Annotated in this window: 20 protein-coding genes; 12 read left to right on the forward strand and 8 right to left on the reverse strand. The window is 71.6% G+C overall.

Annotated features, from left to right (window positions below):
• Window positions 1-80 precede the first annotated feature (80 nt).
• Complete coding sequence (locus tag ACZ44S_RS19280; RefSeq protein ID WP_466930524.1) at window positions 81-3,161, forward strand: AfsR/SARP family transcriptional regulator; 3,081 nt, start codon at window positions 81-83, stop codon at window positions 3,159-3,161.
• On the opposite strand, the gene ACZ44S_RS19285 is transcribed toward ACZ44S_RS19280, so the two are convergent.
• A complete protein-coding gene (locus tag ACZ44S_RS19285) occupies window positions 3,162-4,853 on the reverse strand; it encodes a bifunctional 3'-5' exonuclease/DNA polymerase (RefSeq protein ID WP_466930527.1) in 1,692 nt (563 codons plus the stop codon). It lies immediately after the preceding gene.
• 187 nt (window positions 4,854-5,040) lie between these two features.
• Window positions 5,041-5,790, reverse strand: coding sequence for a Clp protease N-terminal domain-containing protein (locus tag ACZ44S_RS19290; protein ID WP_466930529.1), 750 nt, complete (start codon window positions 5,788-5,790; stop codon window positions 5,041-5,043).
• Window positions 5,791-5,877: 87 nt separating this feature from the next.
• On the opposite strand from ACZ44S_RS19290, the gene ACZ44S_RS19295 reads away from it, so the two are divergent.
• Window positions 5,878-7,011 (forward strand): DUF2786 domain-containing protein, encoded by a 1,134-nt coding sequence (locus tag ACZ44S_RS19295; RefSeq protein WP_466930530.1) that lies wholly within the window; start codon window positions 5,878-5,880, stop codon window positions 7,009-7,011.
• A 30-nt stretch (window positions 7,012-7,041) separates the two neighbouring features.
• Here the strand turns inward: ACZ44S_RS19295 and ACZ44S_RS19300 are convergent, their stop codons facing one another.
• Window positions 7,042-7,596 (reverse strand): hypothetical protein, encoded by a 555-nt coding sequence (locus ACZ44S_RS19300; RefSeq protein ID WP_466930689.1) that lies wholly within the window; start codon window positions 7,594-7,596, stop codon window positions 7,042-7,044.
• A 401-nt stretch (window positions 7,597-7,997) separates the two neighbouring features.
• On the opposite strand from ACZ44S_RS19300, the gene ACZ44S_RS19305 reads away from it, so the two are divergent.
• Window positions 7,998-8,282: a DUF397 domain-containing protein gene (locus ACZ44S_RS19305; RefSeq protein ID WP_190166676.1), complete on the forward strand. Its 285-nt coding sequence runs from the start codon at window positions 7,998-8,000 to the stop codon at window positions 8,280-8,282.
• 122 nt (window positions 8,283-8,404) lie between these two features.
• Here the strand turns inward: ACZ44S_RS19305 and ACZ44S_RS19310 are convergent, their stop codons facing one another.
• Window positions 8,405-8,908: an ATP-binding protein gene (locus tag ACZ44S_RS19310; RefSeq protein ID WP_466930532.1), complete on the reverse strand. Its 504-nt coding sequence runs from the start codon at window positions 8,906-8,908 to the stop codon at window positions 8,405-8,407.
• Between the two features lie 387 nt (window positions 8,909-9,295).
• Between ACZ44S_RS19310 and ACZ44S_RS19315 the strand changes: the two genes are divergently transcribed.
• The 7 genes from ACZ44S_RS19315 to ACZ44S_RS19345 all read left to right on the forward strand — a co-directional run bounded on the left by ACZ44S_RS19315 (window position 9,296) and on the right by ACZ44S_RS19345 (window position 14,674).
• A complete protein-coding gene (locus ACZ44S_RS19315) occupies window positions 9,296-10,120 on the forward strand; it encodes a helix-turn-helix domain-containing protein (protein WP_466930690.1) in 825 nt (274 codons plus the stop codon).
• Between the two features lie 100 nt (window positions 10,121-10,220).
• Window positions 10,221-11,681: an aldehyde dehydrogenase family protein gene (locus ACZ44S_RS19320; RefSeq protein ID WP_466930533.1), complete on the forward strand. Its 1,461-nt coding sequence runs from the start codon at window positions 10,221-10,223 to the stop codon at window positions 11,679-11,681.
• Window positions 11,682-11,692: 11 nt separating this feature from the next.
• A complete protein-coding gene (locus ACZ44S_RS19325; protein ID WP_466930535.1) occupies window positions 11,693-11,872 on the forward strand; it encodes a hypothetical protein in 180 nt (59 codons plus the stop codon).
• A 71-nt stretch (window positions 11,873-11,943) separates the two neighbouring features.
• Window positions 11,944-12,120 carry a type II toxin-antitoxin system RelE family toxin gene (locus ACZ44S_RS19330; RefSeq protein WP_466930692.1) on the forward strand — a complete coding sequence of 59 codons (177 nt, stop codon included), beginning with the start codon at window positions 11,944-11,946 and terminating at the stop codon, window positions 12,118-12,120.
• A gap of 81 nt (window positions 12,121-12,201) precedes the next feature.
• Window positions 12,202-12,849 (forward strand): PadR family transcriptional regulator, encoded by a 648-nt coding sequence (locus tag ACZ44S_RS19335; RefSeq protein WP_466930537.1) that lies wholly within the window; start codon window positions 12,202-12,204, stop codon window positions 12,847-12,849.
• Between the two features lie 74 nt (window positions 12,850-12,923).
• The gene (locus ACZ44S_RS19340) at window positions 12,924-13,916 is read left to right on the forward strand and encodes an ATP-binding cassette domain-containing protein (RefSeq protein WP_466930540.1); all 993 of its coding nucleotides are present in this window, start codon (window positions 12,924-12,926) and stop codon (window positions 13,914-13,916) included.
• Complete coding sequence (locus ACZ44S_RS19345) at window positions 13,913-14,674, forward strand: ABC transporter permease (protein WP_466930542.1); 762 nt, start codon at window positions 13,913-13,915, stop codon at window positions 14,672-14,674. The genes ACZ44S_RS19340 and ACZ44S_RS19345 overlap by 4 nt, the downstream gene beginning before the upstream one ends.
• Before the next feature lie 116 nt (window positions 14,675-14,790).
• Here ACZ44S_RS19345 and ACZ44S_RS19350 read toward each other — a convergent pair whose 3' ends face one another.
• Window positions 14,791-16,188 carry a glutamate decarboxylase gene (locus ACZ44S_RS19350; protein WP_466930545.1) on the reverse strand — a complete coding sequence of 466 codons (1,398 nt, stop codon included), beginning with the start codon at window positions 16,186-16,188 and terminating at the stop codon, window positions 14,791-14,793.
• A 63-nt stretch (window positions 16,189-16,251) separates the two neighbouring features.
• Window positions 16,252-17,538, reverse strand: coding sequence for an ion channel protein (locus tag ACZ44S_RS19355; protein WP_466930547.1), 1,287 nt, complete (start codon window positions 17,536-17,538; stop codon window positions 16,252-16,254).
• A gap of 100 nt (window positions 17,539-17,638) precedes the next feature.
• Here ACZ44S_RS19355 and ACZ44S_RS19360 point away from each other — a divergent pair, with 100 nt between their 5' ends.
• Together ACZ44S_RS19360 and ACZ44S_RS19365 are read left to right on the forward strand one after the other, a co-directional pair.
• Window positions 17,639-18,400, forward strand: coding sequence for a MerR family transcriptional regulator (locus ACZ44S_RS19360; protein WP_466930549.1), 762 nt, complete (start codon window positions 17,639-17,641; stop codon window positions 18,398-18,400).
• 191 nt (window positions 18,401-18,591) lie between these two features.
• Window positions 18,592-19,452: a DedA family protein gene (locus ACZ44S_RS19365; RefSeq protein WP_466930552.1), complete on the forward strand. Its 861-nt coding sequence runs from the start codon at window positions 18,592-18,594 to the stop codon at window positions 19,450-19,452.
• 41 nt (window positions 19,453-19,493) lie between these two features.
• Here the strand turns inward: ACZ44S_RS19365 and ACZ44S_RS19370 are convergent, their stop codons facing one another.
• Together ACZ44S_RS19370 and ACZ44S_RS19375 are read right to left on the reverse strand one after the other, a co-directional pair.
• Window positions 19,494-21,191 (reverse strand): threonine/serine exporter family protein, encoded by a 1,698-nt coding sequence (locus tag ACZ44S_RS19370; RefSeq protein WP_466930553.1) that lies wholly within the window; start codon window positions 21,189-21,191, stop codon window positions 19,494-19,496.
• 141 nt (window positions 21,192-21,332) lie between these two features.
• On the reverse strand, window positions 21,333-21,824 hold the full coding sequence (locus tag ACZ44S_RS19375; RefSeq protein WP_030828087.1) for an inorganic diphosphatase: 492 nt from the start codon (window positions 21,822-21,824) through the stop codon (window positions 21,333-21,335).
• Between the last annotated feature and the right edge of the window lie 74 nt (window positions 21,825-21,898).

Raw genomic sequence — 21,898 nt, forward strand, 5'->3', positions numbered from 1 at the left:
GATCACATCAGAACTTGCCAACGGATCGCTAACATGTGGCCAATGGTCGTCCCCAGTCACCCGGAAGGCAGTGGTGCGGCGTGACACGACGCGGGCTGCGGTTCGGACTGCTGGGGGAGCCGGTTCTGCACGACGGCGGCGACGGACGTGATGTCCTCAGCGGCGTTCGGGACATCCGAAGCCCCAAACTCCGCGTACTGCTGGCCGTGTTGCTGCTCGAGGCGGGGCGCGTCGTCTCCGTCGAGGTGCTCAAGGACGCGATGTGGGGCGGGGCGCCACCCGTCTCCGCGCAGCCCTCCCTGCACAATCACGTGGCCCGGCTGCGGCGGTTGCTCGACGATCCCGCGCGGCTGGTCACCGTGCCTGCGGGGTACGTCCTGCGGGTCGGCGACGGCGAGCTGGACGTGCAGCTCTTCGACGCCCACACCACCGCGGCCCGTGCCGCGCACACCGCGCGGGACTGGGAACGGGTGCGGCGCGAGTGCGCGGCCGCGCTCGCGTTGTGGCGAGGTGCACCGCTGGGCGGGCTCGCTCCGGAGATCGGCGGATACGCCCTGGTGCGGCGGCTGTCCGAGGCGCGGCTGCTGCTTCTGGAGTGGCGGTACGACGCAGAACTCGCCCTCGGCGGCGGGTCCCTGGCCGATCTCGTTCCCGAGCTGGCGGCGCTGGCCGCCGAGCATCCGCTGCGGGAGGCGTACCACCGTCAGCTGATGCTCGCCCTGCACCGCACCGGCCGCCAGGCGGAGGCTCTGGTGGTCCACCGCGATCTGCGGGCCCGGCTGGTGGACGAGCTCGGCATCGAACCGGGGCCGGGGGTCCGCGCAGCCCACGTGGAGGTGCTGCGGGGGAGGGGCGACCGGGACCACGAAGGCCAGGGCCACGATCAGGGGCAGGGGCAGGGGCAGGGGCAGGGGCAGGACCGGGACCGGGGCCATGGCCCGTCCCGGGGCGACGGGAGCGGCACCACCCCGCCCCGCCCGGCCCAGCTTCCCCCACCCCCCGTCCACTTCACCGGCCGCTGGGACGCACGGGACCGGCTGATCCGTGCGCTCACCCGTCCTGAGCGGACGGACGCGCCCGCCGTGGCCGTGATCGGCGGAACCGCCGGGGTCGGCAAGAGCGCGCTCGCGCTACAGGTCGCCCATACGCTGAAGGAACGTTTCAGCGATGGCCAGCTCTACATCAACCTGTACGGCGCCACCCCGGGCATGACGCCCCTCACCCCCGCACAGGCCCTCACCGCGCTCCTCCGCGACCTCGGCACCGACCCCTGCGGCATCCCCGAACACCCGGACGCCGCTGCCACGTTGCTGCGCTCCCTGCTCGCGCCCACCCGCACGCTGCTGGTGCTCGACGACGCCGCGAACGCCGCGCAGGTACGGCCGCTGCTGCCGGCGGGCGCCGGCTGCGCGGTGATCGTCACCAGCCGCTCGCCGCTCACCGCACTCGACGGCGCCGCCCGCGTCCCCCTCGCCCCGCTGTCCGACGAGGACAGCGCCGCTCTCCTGCGGGCGGTCTCCGGCCGGGACGGGCTCGACGCCGGTCATCCGCTCGTCGCGCTCACCGGCCGGCTGCCGCTGGCCCTGCGGGTCGTCGCGGCCCGGCTCGCCGCGCGCCGGGCCCTCACTCCGGAGACGCTCGCCGGGCAGCTCTCCGACAGCGACAGCCGGCTGCCCCACCTGGAGTACGACGACCTGAGCGTCCGCCGTTCGCTGGCCGTCGCGCACGACGCGCTCAGGGGTTCCGAGCGCGAGGCCGACCGCGACGCCGCCCTCGCCCTGTGCCGCATCGGAGCGCTCGACCTGCCCGGCTACGGCGCGCCCCTGATCGCCCGGCTCACCGGCACCGACGAGCAGCGGGCCGGGGCCGCGCTGGACCGGCTCGTCGACGTGGCCCTCATGGAGGAGACGGCGTACGGCCGCTACGTCCCCCACGACCTCGTCCGCGACTTCGCCCGTGAACGCGCCGGTGCCCACGCGGCCGCCGATTGCTGCGAGGACGCCGCCGAGACCGCCCTGCGCTGGTACGCCGCCGTCGCCGAACGCGTCCTCGCCGCGATCGTCGAACCCGGCCTGGACCTGGACGACCGCCGTCGCCCGACACCCTCCCAGCCGCCCGGGCACACGGCCCACGTCGGCACCGTGCCGCCCTTCGCCGACGCCGCGGCGGCCTTCGCCTGGGGCGACCGGGAGCTGGAGAACATCGTCACCCTGGTCGAGCGGTACGCCGGCTGCGCCACCGGCGCGAGTGGTGCACCGGACCGCCGTGACGCCCACATCTCCGTACTGCTGCGTCTGCTCTACCCCTACCTCCTGCGCCGCGGCCGGGTTCCCGAACTGGAGCTGCTCGGGCGGGCGGCGCTCCGGGTGGCGCGGCGGCTCGGGGACGAGGCTGCCGAGGGGTACGCGCTGGGCGACCTGGCGGGGCTCCACTTCCTGACCGGCCGCAGCAACGACGCCCTCGCGCTCACCGACCGCGCGCTGGAGATCTGGCGGCGGCTCGGGGCCGTCTCCTGGATCCGGCGTTCGCTCAACAACCGGGGCCTGCTGCTCGAAGGGCTGGGCCGGTACACCGAGTCGGGGCAGGCGCTGCGGCAGAGTCTCGCCCACTCACGGCAGTTGAACGACCCCTACGGCGAAGCCGTCACCCACAGCCACCTCGGCAACCTGTACGAGCACACCGATCCGCGGGCCGCGATCGAGCAGCACCGGCGTTCGCTCGCCATCGGGGACGAGATCGGCGCCGTCATCGTGCAGCATTCCGCGCACTGCAACATCGGCTACGCCCATCTCCGGCTGCGTGAACCGGCCGCGGCGCTGCCGCACTTCGAGGAGAGCCTGCGCATCCTCGGCGGGCACGGCGACTGGCACGGCGAGTCCCAGACCCGGCTGGGTCTTGTCCGTGCCCTGCGGCTGCTGGGGCGCTTCGACCGGGCCGCCCGTGAGTGCGCCGGACTGCTCCGCCGCGCGGAGGCCCGCGCCGACCGCTACGTGGAGGGCCTGGCCCGCCACCAGTACGGGCTGCTGCTGCGGGAGCAGGGGCGTGTCAGCGAGGCGCGGGAGCAGTGGCGGTCCGCGCTCGGCGCGCTGGACGGGACGGACGAGCAGGCGGTGGTGGAGGAGCTGCGGGAGCTGCTGGCCGGGTTCCGGGCGGCGGACTGATCACTTGGCGTCGGCGTAGCACTCCACCACCGCCGTCGTGAAGGGGAACCGCACCGGTGTCTCCCCGAACGTCAGCCGGCCGGCCAGGTCCGCGGCCTGCCGGATCGCCTCCGCCACCGTGGCCGCCTCCTCCTCGGGACAGTGCACGATCACCTCGTCGTGCTGGAAGAAGACCAGTTCGGCCGCCATGCCGGCGAGGGTCTGCCGCAGCGCGGCGAGCAGTAGCAGGGCCCAGTCGGCGGCGCTGCCCTGGACCACGAAGTTGCGGGCGAAGCGGCCACGGGCGCGGGCATTGGTCGAGGCGTAGCCCGGGACCCACTGCCGGGCGTCGGCGGTCTGTTCCTCCTCCGCGAGCGGGATGCCCGCCTCCTCCCCCGCGTCGTCCGTCGCGCGGGCCGCGGGTGGGCAGGTGCGGCCCAGCCAGGTCCGGACGAGCCGGCCCTCCTCGCCCGCGCGGGCGGCGTCGTCGACGTAGGCCACCGCCTTGGGGAAGCGGCGTCTGAGCGCGGCGAGGTTCTTCAGGCCGTCGCCGGAGGTCTGGCCGTAGACCGCGCCGAGGACGGCGAGTTTGGCCTGGGCGCGGTCGCCGGAGAAGGCACGGTCGGACACCGATTGATACAGGTCGGTCTCCCGGCCGGCCACCTCCATCAGCCCGGGGTCACGGGAGATGGCCGCCAGCACGCGCGGTTCCATCTGGTCGGCGTCGGCGACCACGAGCCGCCAGCCGGGGTCGGCGACGGCGGCGCGGCGGATCACCTTGGGGATCTGCAGGGCGCCCCCGCCGTTGGTCACCCAGCGGCCGGTCACCGTTCCGCCCGCGAGGAACTCCGGCCGGAAGCGGCCGTCGTGCACCCAGTCCTGGAGCCAGGACCAGCCGTGCGCGACCCAGATCCGGTACAGCTTCTTGTACTCGATGAGCGGTTTGACGGCCGGGTGGTCGACGGACTCGATCTCCCAGCGGCGGGTGGAGGACACCTTGATGCCGGCCTGGGCGAACGCCTTGACCACATCGGCCGGCAGATCGGGCCGGACCCGGCGGCCGAAGGCGGCGGACACGTCGTCGGCGAGCTCGGCGAGCCGGCGGGGTTCGCCACCGCCCGCGTACCGCTCGCCGAGCAGGTCGTGCAGCACCGCGCGGTGGACGTCCGCCCGCCAGGGCAGTCCCGCGCGGTTCATCTCGGCGGCCACCAGCATGCCCGCCGACTCGGCCGCGGTCAGCAACCGCATCCGGTCGGGGTGCGCGGTGGCGTCCGTTCGCCGCTGCTGCTCGGCGTAGACGGAGAGGAGGTCGGTGAGCGGCAGGGATGTGCCCCGGGGTTCGAAGAGCGGTGACTGGGCGCCCGGTTCGGCGTGGCGCTGCGGCGGATCGGGCGGTACGGGGCCGCCGCGCAGCCGGGCCAGTGCGGCCGCGGCCGAACGGGGTTCCCCGTACCGCCCCTCATGACCGAGGAGGAGGGTCTCGGCGGCCTCGATGTCGTATCCCCGCTCCACTCGCACCCCCGTGGCGAGCAGGCGCGGGTAGACCTCGGCGGTGGACCGCCACACCCACCTCGTGACTCCGCGACGGCTCCGCACGGCCTCGGTGAGGTCCGCCTCCCGCCGCACCGGGCCGGCGGGCAGCCCGTCCGGACCGAGGGGGGCGACGTCCACGCCGCCTTCCTCGGCCGGAGCGAGTGCCCACCGGTCGGTCATGCTGCGAGTGTGGCAGGGGGGTCTGACAATGCCCCCTGACCAGGGAATCCGCCGTGCGGACGATCCCGCCGGCCCGGAATTCGGCCGGCCCGGAATTCGGCCGACTCGGGACCCTGGCCGACTCGGGACCTGGCCGACTCGGGACCCTGGCACTCCCGGGACCCGGCCGCGACCGGGAGTGCCCGGATCAGCCCTCCTGCGCCGGCTCGTCCTCCGTGCGCGTCTCGACGTACTGGGCCAGCATCTCGGCGATGTACCGCTCGGTCGCCGCCTTGTCGATGCCGAGGCCGCTGAGGAGGCCCTCGCCGTTCTCGTGCTCGAGCAGCGCCAGCAGGATGTGCTCGGTGCCGATGTAGTTGTGGCCGAGGCGCAGGGCCTCGCGGAAGGTCAGCTCCAGGACCTTCTTGGCCGCCTGGCCGTACGGCACCAGCTCGGGGGCGTCCTCGACGGCCGGCGGGAGCGCCGCGCGGGCGGCCTCGCGGACGGCGTCCACGGTGACGCCCTGCTCGATGACCGCCATGACCGCCAGGCCCTGCGGCTCGGCCAGCAGGCCGAGGACCAGGTGCTCGGGCAGGCCCTCGGCGTTGCGTGCGGCCTGCGCCTCGTTGTGCGCGGCCATGAGCGTGTTGCGGGCGCGGGGCGTGTAGCGGCTGAAGCCCTGGCTCGGGTCGAGGTCGTTGCCCTCCTTGGGGACGAAACGCTTCTGGGCGGCCTGGCGGGTGACCCCCATGCTCTTGCCGATGTCCGTCCAGGAGGCGCCCGAGCGCCGGGCCTGGTCGACGAAATGACCGATCAGGTGGTCGGCAACGTCACCGAGGTGCTCACCCGCGAGCACCGCGTCCTGGAGCTGTTCGAGGGGCTCCTCGTGGACCTTCTTGATCGCCGCGATGAGGTCGTCGAGACGTACGGATGACTTGATGGCGGGGTTCTTCGTCATGTGTCAACCGTAAGTTGACACCCTCACGGTGTCAACTCGAAGTTGACACTTACGGGTGACCTCCCCGAGTCATGGCACGATCGGCTCGTGAGTACGTCCAGCACCGTCGACCGCGCCTTCCGGGCCGCCCTCTACGACACCGGCGACACCGCCCTCGACACCGGAGCCTCCCTGCTCGCCGCCGATCCGGCCGCCGACGGGGAACTGTCTGGTCGAGGCGAGGAGTTCGTCGCGACCGCGTGGCGGCGCGGCTGGCAGCCCGCCGACGTCGTACGGATCGTCCGGCGCGAACTGGACGACGTCCATGTGCGGCTCGTCTCGGCGCTCATCCGCGCGCAGGCACCGCGCGACGACCACCCCCGGGGTCCGCGCTGGAAGGCCCAGCTGGCCCGGATCGACGCACGCGCGGCGGAGAACCCCGCCCCCGCCCCGCGCGGCGACCGTTTCTCGCACGCCACGGCCGTACTGGAGCTGTACCGCCTGCTGCTGCGCCTGCCGGCCCTCGAACCCCTCGACGGGACGGGTGCCCCGGACCCGGCGGACCGGCGGCCGGAGTCCCGCGTGTCCGGCCGCATCCGGGCGCTGCTGGCCAAGGCGGAGGCGACCGGGTTCCCGGAGGAGGCGGAGGCGCTCAGCGCCAAGGCGCAGGAGCTGATGGCGCGGCACAGCGTCGACGAGGCGCTGCTCGCCGCGCGGGCGCCCTCGGCAGAGACGCCGGGCGCCTGCCGGATCGGGGTGGAACCGCCCTACGAGCAGGCCAAGGCGGTGCTGCTGGACGCCGTCGCCGGCGCCAACCACTGCCGGGCCGTGTGGAACGAACCCCTCGGCTTCTCCACCGTGGTCGGCTTCGCCTCCGACCTGGAAGCGGTCGAACTCCTCTACGCCTCACTGCTGGTGCAGGCCACCACCGCGATGACCAGGGCGGAGGCCGCGCAGCGCGCGGGCGGACGGAAGCGGACCAAAACGTTCCGGCAGTCCTTCCTCGCGGCCTACGCCCACCGCGTGGGGACGCGGCTCGCGGCCGCCGCCGAAACCCCGGTGAGCGACGACCTGCTCCCGGTACTCGCCTCCCGCGCGGTGGCGGTCACCGACCGGACCGACCGTCTGTTCCCGGAGACGACCACCACGCGGCTGCGCGGGGTGAGCGACACGGCCGGCTGGGAGGAGGGCGCCCGCGCGGCGGACGACGCCCAGGTCGGATCGCGCCCGCCCCTTCCCTGACGAGGGGCCGAACCGCCGGAAGGGCGGTGCTCAGGAGCCCGAACCGGCCGTCGGGAACCCCGTCGGCAGCTTGCCGCCCTCGGCCTTCGTGTAGCTCTCGGTGCCCAGGGTGCCCTCCCAGGTGACCTTCAGGGAGGTGTCGTCGACGGAGTCGACCGTGCCCTTCGCCCGCTCCTCGCTCCCGTCGTCGCACTTCAGGCGGATCGACCGGCTCCCGGCGTCCTCCTGGACGCTGCCGCTGCAGACGGGACCGCCCGTGGCGAAGAGGCCCGCGTTCCTGCCGGTGATCACCAGGGCCACGGCCTTGCCCCCGGCCGTGGTGAGCCAGCTGCCCTCCAGCTCGCCCGCCGGGGCCCCGCTCGCCCCGGAACCTCCCGTGCCGCCACCTGAGTCCGCGGTCGCCGAGGCGGACGGGGTGGGGCTCGCCGAGTCGTCCGAACCGCCGGACCCGTCCCCGCTGCACGCCGTCAGCGCGAGCGCGCCGGCCAGTCCCACGGCCGCGGCGGCCATCCGTGGGCGCCGGGAGCGCGACCCGCGCGGTGCCCCCGCGGCGGGCGGGCACGTCACCGAGCCGAGCCCGTCCATCGCGCTCACCGAAGCGTCCGAAGCGTCCGAAGCCTCCGAAGTCACTGCAAGCCCCCTGCCTGTTGCCGGCCCCACCGGCCGGACGACCGCCGTCAGCTAACAGGAACCGCACGCCGCCCGGCCAGACCTCCGTGACGCACTTCGCACCTTGGACGACCCGCTTCACCGGAACGGCACAGGATGGAACACAAACGCCCCCGCATGCGTCTACAAGGCAGCGGGGCTTCGGTAAAACGTCCGTCAAAGCGGGCACAGCACGACCGTCGACGCTGTAATCGCAGGAACACCCCGCGTGCACGTGCATCTGCCCATGCATCTGCACGTGAACGAAGCTATGATCCCGGTCAGTTGACCACTGCATCAATGGCCACACCAGCCAGTGCACCAGCGGGGAGCGACCTGTGGACCACGACGTGTACGACGGTGACGTGTACGACGGTGCCGGCGCGCCCGGCGTGTACAACGGCATGGCGGCCACCGGGCTGAACGGCGTGGCCTGGCAGAAGAGCCGCCACAGCAACTCGCAGGGGTCCTGTGTGGAGTTCGCCCGGCTGCCCGGCGGGGAGGTCGCCGTGCGCAACTCCCGCTTTCCGGACGGCCCGGCGCTCGTCTACACCCGCGCGGAGATCGAGGCCATGCTGCTGGGCGTGAAGGACGGCGAGTTCGACCACCTGGTCCGGGGCTGAAACACCGGGCGGGGTTCCAGGGCCCGGTGCTGCCCGGGCCGCAGGGGCTGTTCAGGGGTCCAGAGGCACGCAGGTGGGTGACGACGCGCGTAGATCCGCGACGCGCCGACGGGCCCGGTGCGTCATGCGCAGCCGCTGCCGGACCGCCCCTCGGCGGGCCGCGGAAGCCGGAACAGCGCCCAGACCACCTTGCCGCTGAGCGCGCCCGTCAGCGGGTGCCAGCCCCAGCTGTCGCTGAAGGAGTCGACCAGGAACAGTCCGCGGCCGGACTCGGCGGAGAAGTCGTCGGAGTCGCGGGCGACGGGGCTGTCGTCGCTGGGGTCGCGCACCGCGCACACCAGCCGCTCGCTCCAGCGCAGCAGATGCAGCCGCACCGGCGGGTCCTGCGGTCCCGGTCTCGGCGCGCCGCCCGGCACGGCGTGCCGCAGGGCATTGGTGACGAGTTCGGACACCACCAGGCACACGTCGTCGAAACGGTCGCTCAGGTCCCACTGGTCAAGGGTCTTGCGGGTGAACTGCCGTGCGTCGCGGACCGCTTCGTAGCGGGCGGGGAGGGCGCAGGAGGCGGCGTCGGAGGCGGCCGCGAGGTTCAGCGGCGGAAGGCCCTGCCGTAACGGCTCGAGCATGGTCGATCCATTCGTCCCCATGCGAGGCACTCCCGGGAATTCGCGGTCGTAGCGAGCGGCGGTGGTGCGGGGACCATGGTTTCGGATGCGAACAGCAGATGCAAGGGCAGATGCACGTGCAGCTGACCGAATTGGCCCTGCCCGTACTGGTTTGTTGGCCAATTTTTCCGTCATCTTCGCGTCCCTTCCTGGCTGTTCTCTTGCCTCCTCGTTGCTCCTTCACTGCCCGTTCCGTGCCACTTCCTGAGCGGATTGCGCGGCTCGATTCCGTTTCCGTAACCGGACGAGTACTGCTCGAAGTGTTTTAGTGGCAGACTGCGGGCCCTGAAGACGTTGGGGAGGCTGGCGAACGTGAGCGCGGGAGAGCCGGGATCGGTGGTGCGGCGCATGCTGCTCGGATCACAACTCAGGCGACTGCGTGAGGCGCGGGGGATCACGCGCGAGGCGGCGGGCTACTCGATCCGCGCCTCCGAATCGAAGATCAGCCGGATGGAGTTGGGCCGGGTGAGCTTCAAGACCAGGGATGTGGAGGACCTGCTGACCCTCTACGGCATCACGGACGAGCAGGAGCGCACCTCGCTGATCTCCCTCGCCAAGGAAGCCAATGTCGCCGGGTGGTGGCACAGTTACTCGGACGTTCTGCCCAGCTGGTTCCCCACCTACGTGGGGCTGGAGGGCGCGGCCTCGCTGCTGCGCGCCTATGAGGTGCAGTTCGTGCACGGCCTGCTGCAGACCGAGGAGTACGCCCGCGCGGTGGTGCGGCGCGGCATGAAGAGCGCGAGCGACGCCGACGTCGAGCGCCGGGTGGCGCTGCGCCTGGAGCGCCAGAAGTACCTGGTCTCCGAGAACGCCCCCGAGTTCCACGTCGTCCTCGACGAGGCCGCCCTGCGCCGGCCCTACGGCGACCGCACGGTGATGCGCGGGCAGCTCCAGCACCTCATCGACATCTCCGAGCGGCCCAACGTCCGGCTGCAGATCATGCCGTTCAGCCTCGGCGGCCACTCGGGTGAGTCGGGCTCGTTCACCATCCTGAGTTTCCCCGAGTCCGACCTGTCGGACGTCGTGTACATGGAGCAGCTGACCAGCGCGCTCTACCTCGACAAGGCCGAGGACGTGGCCCAGTACGAGAAGGCGCTCAAGGAGCTCCAGCACGACAGCCCGGGCCCGTCGGAGAGCCGGGACCTTCTCCGCGGACTGCTGCAACTGTCCTGAGACAGCCCTCAACTCGGTTGAAACACACGTACTATGACGTGCAATCAGACCGTGCAGTTGATCAGGGCTCTGCTGATGCAGCAAGGGATCGAGGGATCAGATGTCGTCGTACTTCACCGACCTGGCTCAGCAGTACATCGACGGTGAGTGGCGCCCGGGCACAGGCTCCTGGGACATCATCGACTTCAACCCGTACGACGACGAGAAACTCGCGTCGATCACCATAGCCACGGTCGACGAGGTCGATCAGGCGTACCGGGCGGCCGCCCGCGCGCAGAAGGAGTGGGCGGCGACCAATCCGTACGCCCGCCGCGCGGTGTTCGAGAAGGCGCTCAGGCTCGTCGAGGAGCGCGAGGAGGAGATCGCCGAGGCGATCGTCGCCGAGCTCGGCGGTACGCGTCTGAAGGCGGCCTTCGAGCTGCACCTCGCCAAGGAGTTCCTGCGCGAGGCGGTCCACCTGGCGCTGCGCCCCGAGGGCCGGATCATCCCTTCGCCGGTGGACGGCAAGGAGAACCGCGTCTACCGCGTGCCGGTCGGCGTCGTCGGCGTGATCAGCCCCTTCAACTTCCCATTCCTGCTGTCGCTGAAGTCCGTCGCCCCGGCACTCGCCCTCGGCAACGGCGTGGTGCTCAAGCCGCACCAGAACACTCCGGTCGTCGGCGGCGCCCTGGTCGCGAAGATCTTCGAGGACGCCGGTCTGCCCGGCGGCCTGCTGAACGTGCTCATCACCGACATCGCGGAGATCGGCGACGCCTTCCTGGAGCACCCGATACCGAAGGTCATCTCCTTCACCGGCTCGGACCAGGTCGGCCGTCACGTGGCGACCGTCTGCGCCTCCCACTTCAAGCGCTCGGTGCTTGAGCTCGGCGGCAACAGCGCCCTGGTGGTCCTGGACGACGCCGACGTCGACTACGCCGTGGACGCGGCCGTGTTCAGCCGGTACGTCCACCAGGGGCAGGTCTGCATGGCCGCCAACCGCGTCCTGGTGGACCGCGCGGTGGCCGACGAGTTCACCGAGAAGTTCGTCGCCAAGGTCAGGTCCCTCAAGGCGGGCGACCCGCGCGACCCGGAGACCGTCATCGGCCCGGTGATCAACTCCCGGCAGGCGGACGCGCTGACGGCGGTCGTCGACCAGGCGCTCGCCGAGGGCGGCACCGCCCTGGTGCGCGGCGACCGCACCGACAACCTGGTCGGGCCGTCCGTGCTGACCGGCCTGCCCGCGGACTCGGCCCTGCTCCGGCAGGAGGTCTTCGGTCCCGTCGTCTTCCTCGTCCCGTTCGACGGCGAGGAGGAGGCCGTACGCATCGTCAACGACACCCCGTACGGGCTGAGCGGCGCGGTGCACACCGGTGACGTCGAGCGGGGTGTGAACTTCGCCAAGCGGATCGACACCGGCATGTTCCACGTGAACGACGGCACCGTGCACGACGAGCCGATCGTCCCCTTCGGCGGCGAGAAGCACTCGGGCATCGGCCGGCTCAACGGCGACACGATGCTGGACGCCTTCACCACCATGAAGTGGATCTCGGTCCAGCACGGCCGCAGCGGCTTCCCGTTCTGAGCGACATCACGTTGACCGACCGCGGCGTCCCTGCCGCAGTCCTCATCTCCCCGGCGGAGTTGGAGGATCTCGAGGACGCCCTCGCCCTCGCACGTCTGGAGCGCGACCGTGCCCTCGGGCGGGCCGAGACGCCCATACCGCATGACGAAGCCCGCCGCGCGCTGCTCGAAGCGGCGGGGAGGAGCGAGTGACCGGGCAGGTTGTGTGGGAACCGACGGCGCTCACTGCCGCCGCCGGACACCTCAAGGCCGATCCGGCGAGTGTGGACGCACTCCTGCGAGTCACCGATCAGCTGGCCGAGAACGAGCGTCCCGAGGGCTCGCGTGCCTGGGGTACCGGGCACCGCCGACTGCACCGTGGCCCTTGGCGCGTCCTTTGTCGCGTCGACCACGACACTCGCATGCTCCATATCGAGCATGTGGGCCGCACCGGCGCATGAGTTGCCGTTAGGCCTGCGGCCGGCAGGTCTTCGGGCAGGGCGTCTCCTGGCAGTGACCGGGCGCGGCCTACCCTGGACCGCATGTCAGTGATCCGTCTCCTGGTGCTCGGCGCGGTGCGCCAGCACGGGCGGGCCCATGGCTACCAGGTGCGCAACGACCTGGAGTACTGGGGCGCGCACGAGTGGTCCAACGCCAAGCCCGGCTCGATCTACCACGCGCTGAAGCAGATGGCCAAGCAGGGACTGCTGCACGCGCACGAGGTCGCCCCGTCCACGGCCGGCGGCCCTCCGCGCACGGAGTACGAGGTCACGGAGCAGGGCACCGAGGAGTACTTCCGGCTGCTGCGGGAGTCGCTGACCTCCTACGACCAGAAGCCGGACGTGCTCTCGGCCGGTCTCGGTCTCATGGTCGACCTCGACCGTGCCGAGGCCCTCGCCCTCCTGGAGCAGCGGATGCGCTCCATCGAGAAGTGGCGCAAGGCCGTCACCGAGTACTACACGCCCGAGGACGGGCCCGGTCAGCTGGGGCACATCGGCGAGATCATGGACTTCTGGATCCACTCCGCGGACACCGGTGCCGAGTGGACCCGCGGTCTCATCGAGCGGATCCGGGGCGGCGCGTACACGTTCGCCGGGGAGGGCGAGCCGTTCGTCGGCGTTCTGGCCGACGGCGAGGAGAACCCGTTCGCGACCGAGGACAGGGAACCGCATCCCGGGGATACGCAGTAATCAAGTTTGACCAGAGGTGGGCCGGGTATTACGCTGGGCGCAGGTAGTCAAGTTTGATTAGCAAGGGAGTTCCTGTGGCCGACGCGGCGATCACCGTCGAGGAAGCACGCAAGACATACGGCGGAAGCGGCGGTGGAAACGGCAAACCCGCACTGGACGGGCTCGACCTCACGGTCGGGCGCGGCACGGTGCACGCGGTGCTCGGGCCCAACGGCGCGGGCAAGACCACCCTGGTGAGGATCCTCGCCACCCTGCTGCGCCCCGACGCGGGCCGCATCGAGGTGGCGGGGCACGACGTCGTGCGCGAGGCGTACGCCGTACGGCTGCGCATCGGCCTGCTCGGCCAGCACGCGGCGCTCGACGAGGAACTCGGCGGCCGGCAGAACCTGGAACTGTTCGGCCGGCTGCACCACCTGGGAGCGCGCCGTGCCCGCGCGCGTGCGGACGAACTGCTGGAGCGCTTCGACCTCTCCGACACCGGATCCAAGGCGGTCAAGCAGTACAGCGGCGGCATGCGGCGCCGCCTCGACCTCGCCGCGTCCCTGATCACCGAACCGGAGGTGCTCTTCCTGGACGAACCGACCACGGGTCTCGACCCGCGCGGCCGCGCGGAGGTGTGGGACTCCGTCCGCTCCCTGGTCGGCGGCGGCACGACGGTCCTGCTCACCACCCAGTACCTGGAGGAGGCCGACCAGCTCGCCGACCGCATCAGCGTGGTGGACGCCGGCCGCGTCATCGCCGACGGCACGGCCGACGAACTCAAGGCGGCCACCGGCGGCGACCGTATCGACGTCGTCCTGCGCGACGCCGGGCACCTGGGCGCGGCCGTCGCCCTGCTGCCCGTACCGAAGGACGCGGTCACGGTGGACACCGACCGGCGGCTGCTGAGCGCCCCGGTGACCGACCGCATGGCCGCCCTCACCGGGGTCGTCCGCGCGCTGCAGGACGCCGGCATCGAGGCCGAGGACATCGCCCTGCGCAGGCCCACGCTCGACGAGGTCTTCCTCCATCTGACCGGGCCCGAAGACCTGACCGGGCCCGACGACCGTACGAAGGAGGCCGTATGACCACCTACGCCCTGACCGACTCCTGGACCATGACCCGCCGCGAACTGGCCCGCTGGGGCCGGCAGCCCGTCGCGGTCGTCGTGAACCTGGTCTTCCCGGTGATGCTGCTGCTGATGTTCGGCTACCTGGTCGGCGGCGGCCGGGGCGTGAGCGGCGAGTACCTCGACTTCCTGGTGCCCGGCATGCTCGCCCTCACCATGGCCTTCGGCCTGGAGGGCACGATGGTCGCCGTCACCCAGGACCTCAACAAGGGCGTCATCGACCGCTTCCGCTCCATGCCCATGGCCAACGGCGCGGTCCTCGTCGGGCGTTCGGCCGCCGACATGCTCCAGTCGGCGCTCGGCCTGGCGGTGTTGCTCGGCGTCGCCGCCGCGCTCGGCTGGCGTACCCACGGCGGCCCTGCGGGCTTCCTGGGCGCCGTGGGGCTGCTCCTGCTGTTCCGGTTCGCCATGCTGTGGATCGGCATCCACCTGGCGCTGGTGGCCGGGAAACCGGAACTGGTGCAGGCCGTGCAGATCCTGGTCTGGCCGGTCGGCTTCCTGTCCAACGCCTTCGCCGAACCGACGTCCATGCCCGACTGGCTGGGCACGGTCGTCCAGTGGAACCCCCTGTCCCAGACCGCCACGGCCGTACGCGACCTGTTCGGCAGCCCCGGCGGCGAACCGGACCACGTGTGGGCCGCCGTCGCCTGGCCCCTCGTACTCCTCGCGATCTTCTTCCCCCTGGCGGTACGCCGCTTCGCTCGGCTCAGCCGGTGAACGGAACGGTGCCTCTCCGCTCGGCCGGGAGAGGTAGACGGCTGTCCCGGACGGGGGAGGGGCTGCCCGGCCTGGTCGGAGCCCTGGCCGGGACAGGCTGCCGCAGTGAGGACCGGTCAGTGGTGGAAGCCGGTCGCCGCGTCGCGGTCGTCCGTGAGGGGATGGGGCTGCCGGCGCAGGTCCGGGAGCAGCCGGGTCAGGTCCTCGGCGAACAGGTCCGCGAGGTCCTCCGAGAAGCCGTTGCGGCACACCACCCGCAGCACCGAGAGGTCCTCGCGGTTCGCCGGGAAGGTGTACGCGGGCACCAGCCAGCCGTGCTCCCGCATCCGCCGGGACACGTCGAAGACGTCGTAGGCCGTCACCTCCGGCGCGGTGGTGAACGCGAATACCGGGAGCTGGTCGCCCCGGGTGAGCAGCCGGAAGTCGCCGAGCGACCCGATCCGCGCGGAGAGACCCGTGGCCACGTCCCGCGCGGCCTGCTGCACCGCGCGGTAGCCCTCCCGGCCGAGCCGCAGGAACGTGTAGTACTGCGCCACGACCTGCGCGCCCGGCCGGGAGAAGTTCAGCGCGAAGGTCGGCATGTCACCGCCCAGGTAGTTGACCCGGAAGACCAGCTCCTCCGGCAGTGCGTCCGCGTCCCGCCACAGCGCCCAGCCGACACCCGGGTACACCAGCCCGTACTTGTGCCCCGAGGTGTTGATCGACGCCACGCGCGGAAGCCGGAAGTCCCACACCAGGTCCTCGTCGAGGAAGGGCGCGACCATCGCACCGGACGCCCCGTCGACGTGCACCGGGACGTCGAGGCCGGTGCGCTCCTGGAGCCCGTCCAGCGCCGCGCACAGCTGCGCGATCGGTTCGTAGGAGCCGTCGAAGGTGGAGCCCAGGACACCGACGACCCCGATGGTGTTCTCGTCGCACAGCTCGGCCGCGGCCCCAGGGTCGAGGTGGAACCGTTCGCCCTCCATGGGCACCTGACGGGCCTCCACCTCCCAGAACGTGCAGAACTTGTCCCAGCAGACCTGGACGTTGACGCCCATGACGAGGTTCGGCCGGGCGCCCCGCGCGGGAGCGCGCCGGCTCCAGCGCCGCTTCAACGCCATCCCGGCGAGCATGCACGCCTCGCTCGAACCGGTCGTCGAACAGCCCACGGCCGCCGACGGATCGGGCGCGTGCCAGAGGTCCGCGAGCATCGCCACGCAGCGCCGTTCCAGCTCGGCCGTGCGCGGGTACTCGTCCTTGTCGATCATGTTCTTGTCCCGGCACTCCGCCATCAGGAGACCGGCCTCGGGCTCCATCCAGGTGGTGACGAAGGTGGCGAGATTCAGCCGCGCGTTGCCGTCCAGCATCAGTTCGTCGTGCACGAGCTGATACGCCGTCGAGGGCGCCATGGGCGCGGTAGGCATCCGGTGCCGGGGCGGCGCCTCGGTCATGTCCCCGACCGGGTTCGCCGGCCCCAGGAAGGGGTTGACGGACATGGGGCGCTCGTCGTGCTGCGTGGCTCTGTGGAGCGGCATGGGTGCCTCCGTGCGGTGTCGGGGAGCCCGTGAGGGCCGTGCGGGTCCATGGACGGCTGCTGATCACCGGACGGCCGTCCCGTCCGGCCGCAACTGCATGTGAGGGCGGCCCGTGACCAGCAGCCAGGCCGGCAGGGAGGCGATGCACAGGAGGGTGAGCATCCCGGGGGCGTCGACCAGGACGGCGGCGACGAACAGGCTCACCCAGCCCTGCCGCGTGATGGCCAGCAGGACCCCCAGTACGGCCGCCGACACGCCCACCGCCGGATGCACCGCGGGCACCAGGGCGTGCGCGCACAGTCCGAGCGCCGTGCCCACGAACACGGCCGGGAAGATCCGCCCGCCGCGGAAGCCACAGGACGCGGCGACGAGCAGCGCCGCCAGCTTCACCACCGTCATCGTGGCGAACTCGCCGGCCGTCCAGCCCTCAGGGTCCTTCGCCAGTTCCGCTACCTCGTCGAGCCCCTTGAACAGCGTCAGATGCCCGCCCAGGGCGGCCAGGGTGCCCAGCACCACAGCGCCGGCGGGAAGCATCAGCATCGGGTGCCGCAGCCGAGCGAAGGCCCCGTGGACGTACGGGAAGGCGTAGACGGCGCACATGCCGAGCGCCGCGCCCGCCGAGGCCACCACGAGCGACGCCAGCAGATCGCCCCAGCCGGGGTGCCCGAACGGCGGCAGACGGAGATCGAAACTCGGCTCCGACACCAGAGAGGTCGTGAGCGCACCGGCCCCGGCGGCCGCCAGTGGCGCGAAGAGGCTGTCCCACAGCTGCCCCTTGATCCGCTGCCCGGCCAGCGCCTCCGAGATGACCAGGGCGGCGGCCACCGGCGTACCGAACAGCGCGCCGATCGTCCCCGCCTCCGCCAGCGCCACCCACCCGCGCGCTGTGGTCCGGGGGAAGGCCCTGAGGCCCGCCCAGACCGCCAGCGAGACGTTCACGGCGATGATCGGGTTCTCGGGTCCCAGGCTCGGCCCGCCGGCCAGCACGAGGGCGGTCGCCAGCAGCAGCCCGGGCAGCACCCCGAGCGGCAGCACCGGCGCGTCGAGGCCGGTGGTCGCGGGGTCGGGGCCCGCGTGGCCCGGGATCTTCCACACCACCAGCCCGACCGCCACGCCGGTGGCGAGGAGCATCACGAACATCCACAGCACGGAGTACCGGCCGACGCCGAGGGCGTCGGGCAGGGTCTGCCAGAGGACGTCCTGCAGCTCCTCGGCGGCAGCGCTCACCCCCAGCAGGACCAGACTCGTCGCCACGCCCACCAGCAGGGCCGGGGCGATGGTCGGCAGCAGAGTGCGTGCCGCGGTCGCCGGAGGGGCGGGGGGTGCGGGCTGCGTGCTGTCCTGGGCCACGCGCACACGATAAACGGATGAGACGGACAAATCGGGAACCCGCTTGCACCTCACGTGGCGTGAGGACCCAGGCTGGAGCGCGGAACCGAAAGGAGCGGAAGTGAGCTACTCCGTGGGACAGGTGGCCGGCTTCGCCGGCGTCACGGTGCGCACCCTGCACCACTACGACGCCATCGGCCTGCTCGTGCCCGGCGAGCGCAGCCTGGCCGGGCACCGGCGCTACAGCGACGCCGACCTCGACCGGCTGCAGCAGATCCTGTTCTACCGCGAGCTCGGCTTCCCGCTCGAGGAGGTCGCCGTCCTGCTTGACGACCCGGACGCGGACCCGCGCGCACATCTGCGCCGCCAGCACGACCTGCTGACCGCCCGGATCGAGAGGCTGCGGAAGATGGCGGCGGCCGTGGAACAAGCGATGGAGGCACGCAGCATGGGGATCAATCTGACGCCCGAGGAGAAGTTCGAGGTGTTCGGGGACTTCGACCCCGACCAGTACGAGGGAGAGGTCCGGGACCGGTGGGGCGACACCGACGCCTACCGTCAGTCGCAGCAGCGGGCGGCCTCCTACACCAAGGAGGACTGGCAGCGGATCCAGAGCGAGGCGGACGAGCTGACCCGGCGGTTCGTCGGGCTGATGGAGGCAGGGGAGCCGGCGGACTCCGAGGCGGCGATGGACGCCGCCGAGGCCCACCGCCAGGGGATCTCCCGCAATCACTACGACTGCGGGCACGAGATGCACACCTGCCTGGGTGAGATGTACGTCAACGACGAACGTTTCACGCGAAACATCGACCAGGCCAAGCCCGGTCTCGCCGCCTACATGCGGGACGCGATCCTCGCCAACGCCGTGCGGCACACCTCCTGAGCGGTCGTGGCCCGGATCTCTTCCGGGCCACGACCAGCACGGATCCCGTACGGCGCCGGCTCGCGGCTTTCTCCGGGGCGGGGGACAGTGCATGCTGGGGTACCCCCGCGGAACCTGGGCCTCAACGGCTGCGTTCATAATTTGGGCAGCCAGCCCAGCCCGTACCCCCCAGCTGCAGGAGCCACATCCCCGTGACCACGCTTGCGCTCGGCCCTGAGTGGCTGAGCCCGGACTACCTGATCGAGACGTTCAGCCTTCCCGGCATCCTCCTGATCGTCTTCGCGGAATCCGGACTCTTCGCGTTCCTGCCCGGCGACTCCCTGCTGTTCACGGCGGGTCTCTTCGTGGCTGAGGGCAACTACATCAGCCAGCCGCTGTGGCTGGTGTGCACGCTGATCGTGCTGGCCGCCGTCATCGGCGACCAAGTCGGCTACATGATCGGCAAGTTCTTCGGGCCCAAGCTGTTCAACCGGCCCAACTCCAAGCTCTTCAAACAGGAGAACCTGGAGAAGGCCCACGAGTTCATGGAGAAGTACGGTCCCAAGGCGATCGTCCTGGCCCGCTTCGTCCCGATCGTGCGCACCTTCGCCCCCATCGTGGCCGGCGCCGGCCGCATGAAGTACCGCACCTTCCTCACGTACAACGTCATCGGCGGTGTCGCCTGGGGCTGCGGGGTCACCTGCGCGGGCTACTGGCTCGGGCAGATCGAGCTCATCAAGAAGAACATCGAGCCGATCCTCGTCCTGATCGTCCTCATCTCCGTGGTGCCGATCATCATCGAGTACCTGCGCGAGCGCGGGAAGAAGAAGCGCGCCGCCGCCGAGGCCCCGGCCGCCACCGTCCCGCACCACCCCCAGGCGCCGGTGATGGACGACGCCACCACCCAGCTGCGCCGCATCACCCCGGACACCCCGCCGCCGGCCCAGCAGCACTACGGCGACCAGGGCGGCTACCCGCAGCAGCGGCCCCAGCAGCCGTACGGCAACGACCAGTACCACAACGACCAGTACCACAACGGGAACCAGCAGCAGCCGTACAACCGCGGCTACTGAGCGCCCCCGGACGGCGCCGGGACGGGAAGGGCGCGGACACCCTAGAAGCCTCGCGTCCGCTTGGCCGCCCGGCGCTTCTCCGGAGAACCGATCCGCAGGAAGATGCGGGAGATCTCCGACCCGAGGTTCACCCCGATCGCGATGGCCATGGCCAGGGCCACGGCCTTCGTGAGGTACCCCAACCCCGAGGTGAGTTCGTTCTGGGCGATGCCCAGCAGACCGAAGTACGTGGCGGAACCGGGCAGCAGCGGCCCGATCGCCGCCGTGGTGTACGGCAGCGCGGACGCGAACCGGTACCGGGCCAGCAACTGCCCGAACAGGCCCACCACACCGGCGGCCACCGCTGTGGACGCCACCGGTGAGATGTCACCCGTCACGTGCATCGCCCCGTAGACCACCCAGGCGACACCGCCGTTCAGCGTCGCCATCAACACCGTGGACCGTTCCTGCTGGAGCAGTACCGCGAAGGCCAGGGACAACGCCATCGACGCGGCGATCTGCAGCACCGGTCGCGGGTCGCCCCCGAGCGCGGCGTCCGGGTTCAGCTGGGCACCCACCTGTACGCCGAAGTAGAGCACCGTCAGCACCCCGGCCACGATGCCCACGAAGAAGTAGAGGACCTCCAGCAGACGCGCGGACGCCGTGATGTAGAAGCCCGTCAGGCCGTCCTGCACGCCCGCCACCAGAGCCCGCCCGGGCAGCAGCGCGAACAGCCCACCGGTGATCACCGCGGACGCCTTCACGTCCACGTGAGCCGCGGTGAGCGCCACCCCGATCGCCGCCGGCGGCATCGCGGCCGCCGTGAACTGGTAGAACTCCGGCAGCCCTCGCCCCGCGCACAGCCAGGCCAGCCGGTCGCCGAGCATCGCGCCGATCGCGGCGGACACGAACACCAGGAAGCCACCGCCGACGAGCACCGAGGCCGCGCCCGCGAGGAGCCCGCTCGCCGCCGTCAGGGCCCAGCCGGAGTACGGGTGCCGGTTGCGGCGGATCTCCGCCAGCCGCCGGTAGGCCTCCTCCAGGGAGACATGCGTCTCGTCGTCGCTGAGGTCGTCCACCAGCTGGTAGACGGCCGCCAGACGGGTGTAGTCGGGGCTGCGGCGGCGCACCGTGCGGGAGGCGGTCACCGGGTCGTCGACCAGGGACGGCTGGTAGGAGATCGCCAGCAGGGTGAAGGTGACGTTGGGCTCGCAGCGGTCCAGGCCGTAGGAGCGGCAGACGGCGAACATCGCCGCCTCGACGTCCTCGGCGCCCTCACCGCCCGCGAGCAGCAGCTCCCCGATACGCAGCGTCAGGTCGAGCACGCGCGGCACGGCCGGACCCGCCTCGTCGTGCCGGTGCACCGACTCCGGAGCCGGCCGTTCGGTCACCGGCATCCGCAGCATCGTGCGCATCCGGTCCTGCCACGGCACGTCCCGGGTGAGGCTGACGGCCGGCACGCCGCTCGGCGGGGTGAACGCGGGCGGCGGCTGCTTCGAGTTGTACGTACTGGGCGGGTTGAACGCGGAACCCTCGGACTCGACGGCTTGCGGCGGCGCCACGTCCAGGCCGTCCGGCACCGAGAACTCCGAGGTCGTCTCGGAGTCCGTACCGGGCTTCGAGACGGCCAGCCCCTCGGGAAGCGCGAACTCGGACGTCGTCGACGATTCGGCCTCCGCCGTCGCCGCGACACCGGCGGGCGGTGTGAACGCACTCCTTGCCTCGTCCGACTGCGGCTTGCGGTCCTCCGCGTCCGTCACTTGCCCTTCGCTCCCTGTACGACACCGTCCGTAGGACCGTTCCCCGGCCCGCCCCTCCTACTGCCTCAGTATGCGCACGCACAACAAAACGGGCCGCACGCGCGCGTACGGCCCGTTCTGCGTCTCGCAGCGGGGGAGGGCTCAGTGGCCGCCCGTCTCCTTGAAACGCTTGTAGGACCGCTCGATCTCGGCCTCGGCGTCCACCCGGCCCACCCAGTTGGCGCCCTCGACCGACTTGCCCGGCTCCAGGTCCTTGTAGACCTCGAAGAAGTGCTGGATCTCCAGGCGGTCGAACTCCGACACGTGGTGAATGTCGCGCAGGTGCTCCACGCGCGGGTCGGTCGACGGGACGCACAGCAGCTTGTCGTCGCCGCCGGCCTCGTCCGTCATGCGGAACATGCCGATCGCGCGGCAGCGGATCAGGCAGCCCGGAAACGTCGGCTCGTCCAGGATGACCAGCGCGTCCAGCGGGTCGCCGTCCTCGCCGAGGGTGTTCTCGACGAAGCCGTAGTCGGTCGGGTAGGCGGTCGAGGTGAAGAGCCGACGGTCCAGGCGGATCCGACCCGTCTCGTGGTCCACCTCGTACTTGTTCCGCGAACCCTTCGGGATCTCGATCGTGACGTCGAACTCCACCGGACGCTCCTCCATGATCAGCACATAGTTCTGGTGGTTAAGTGTCCCTCACGCAGGTGTGTGATCGCGAAAGG

It is taken from the genome of Streptomyces malachitofuscus (genome assembly GCF_055571035.1).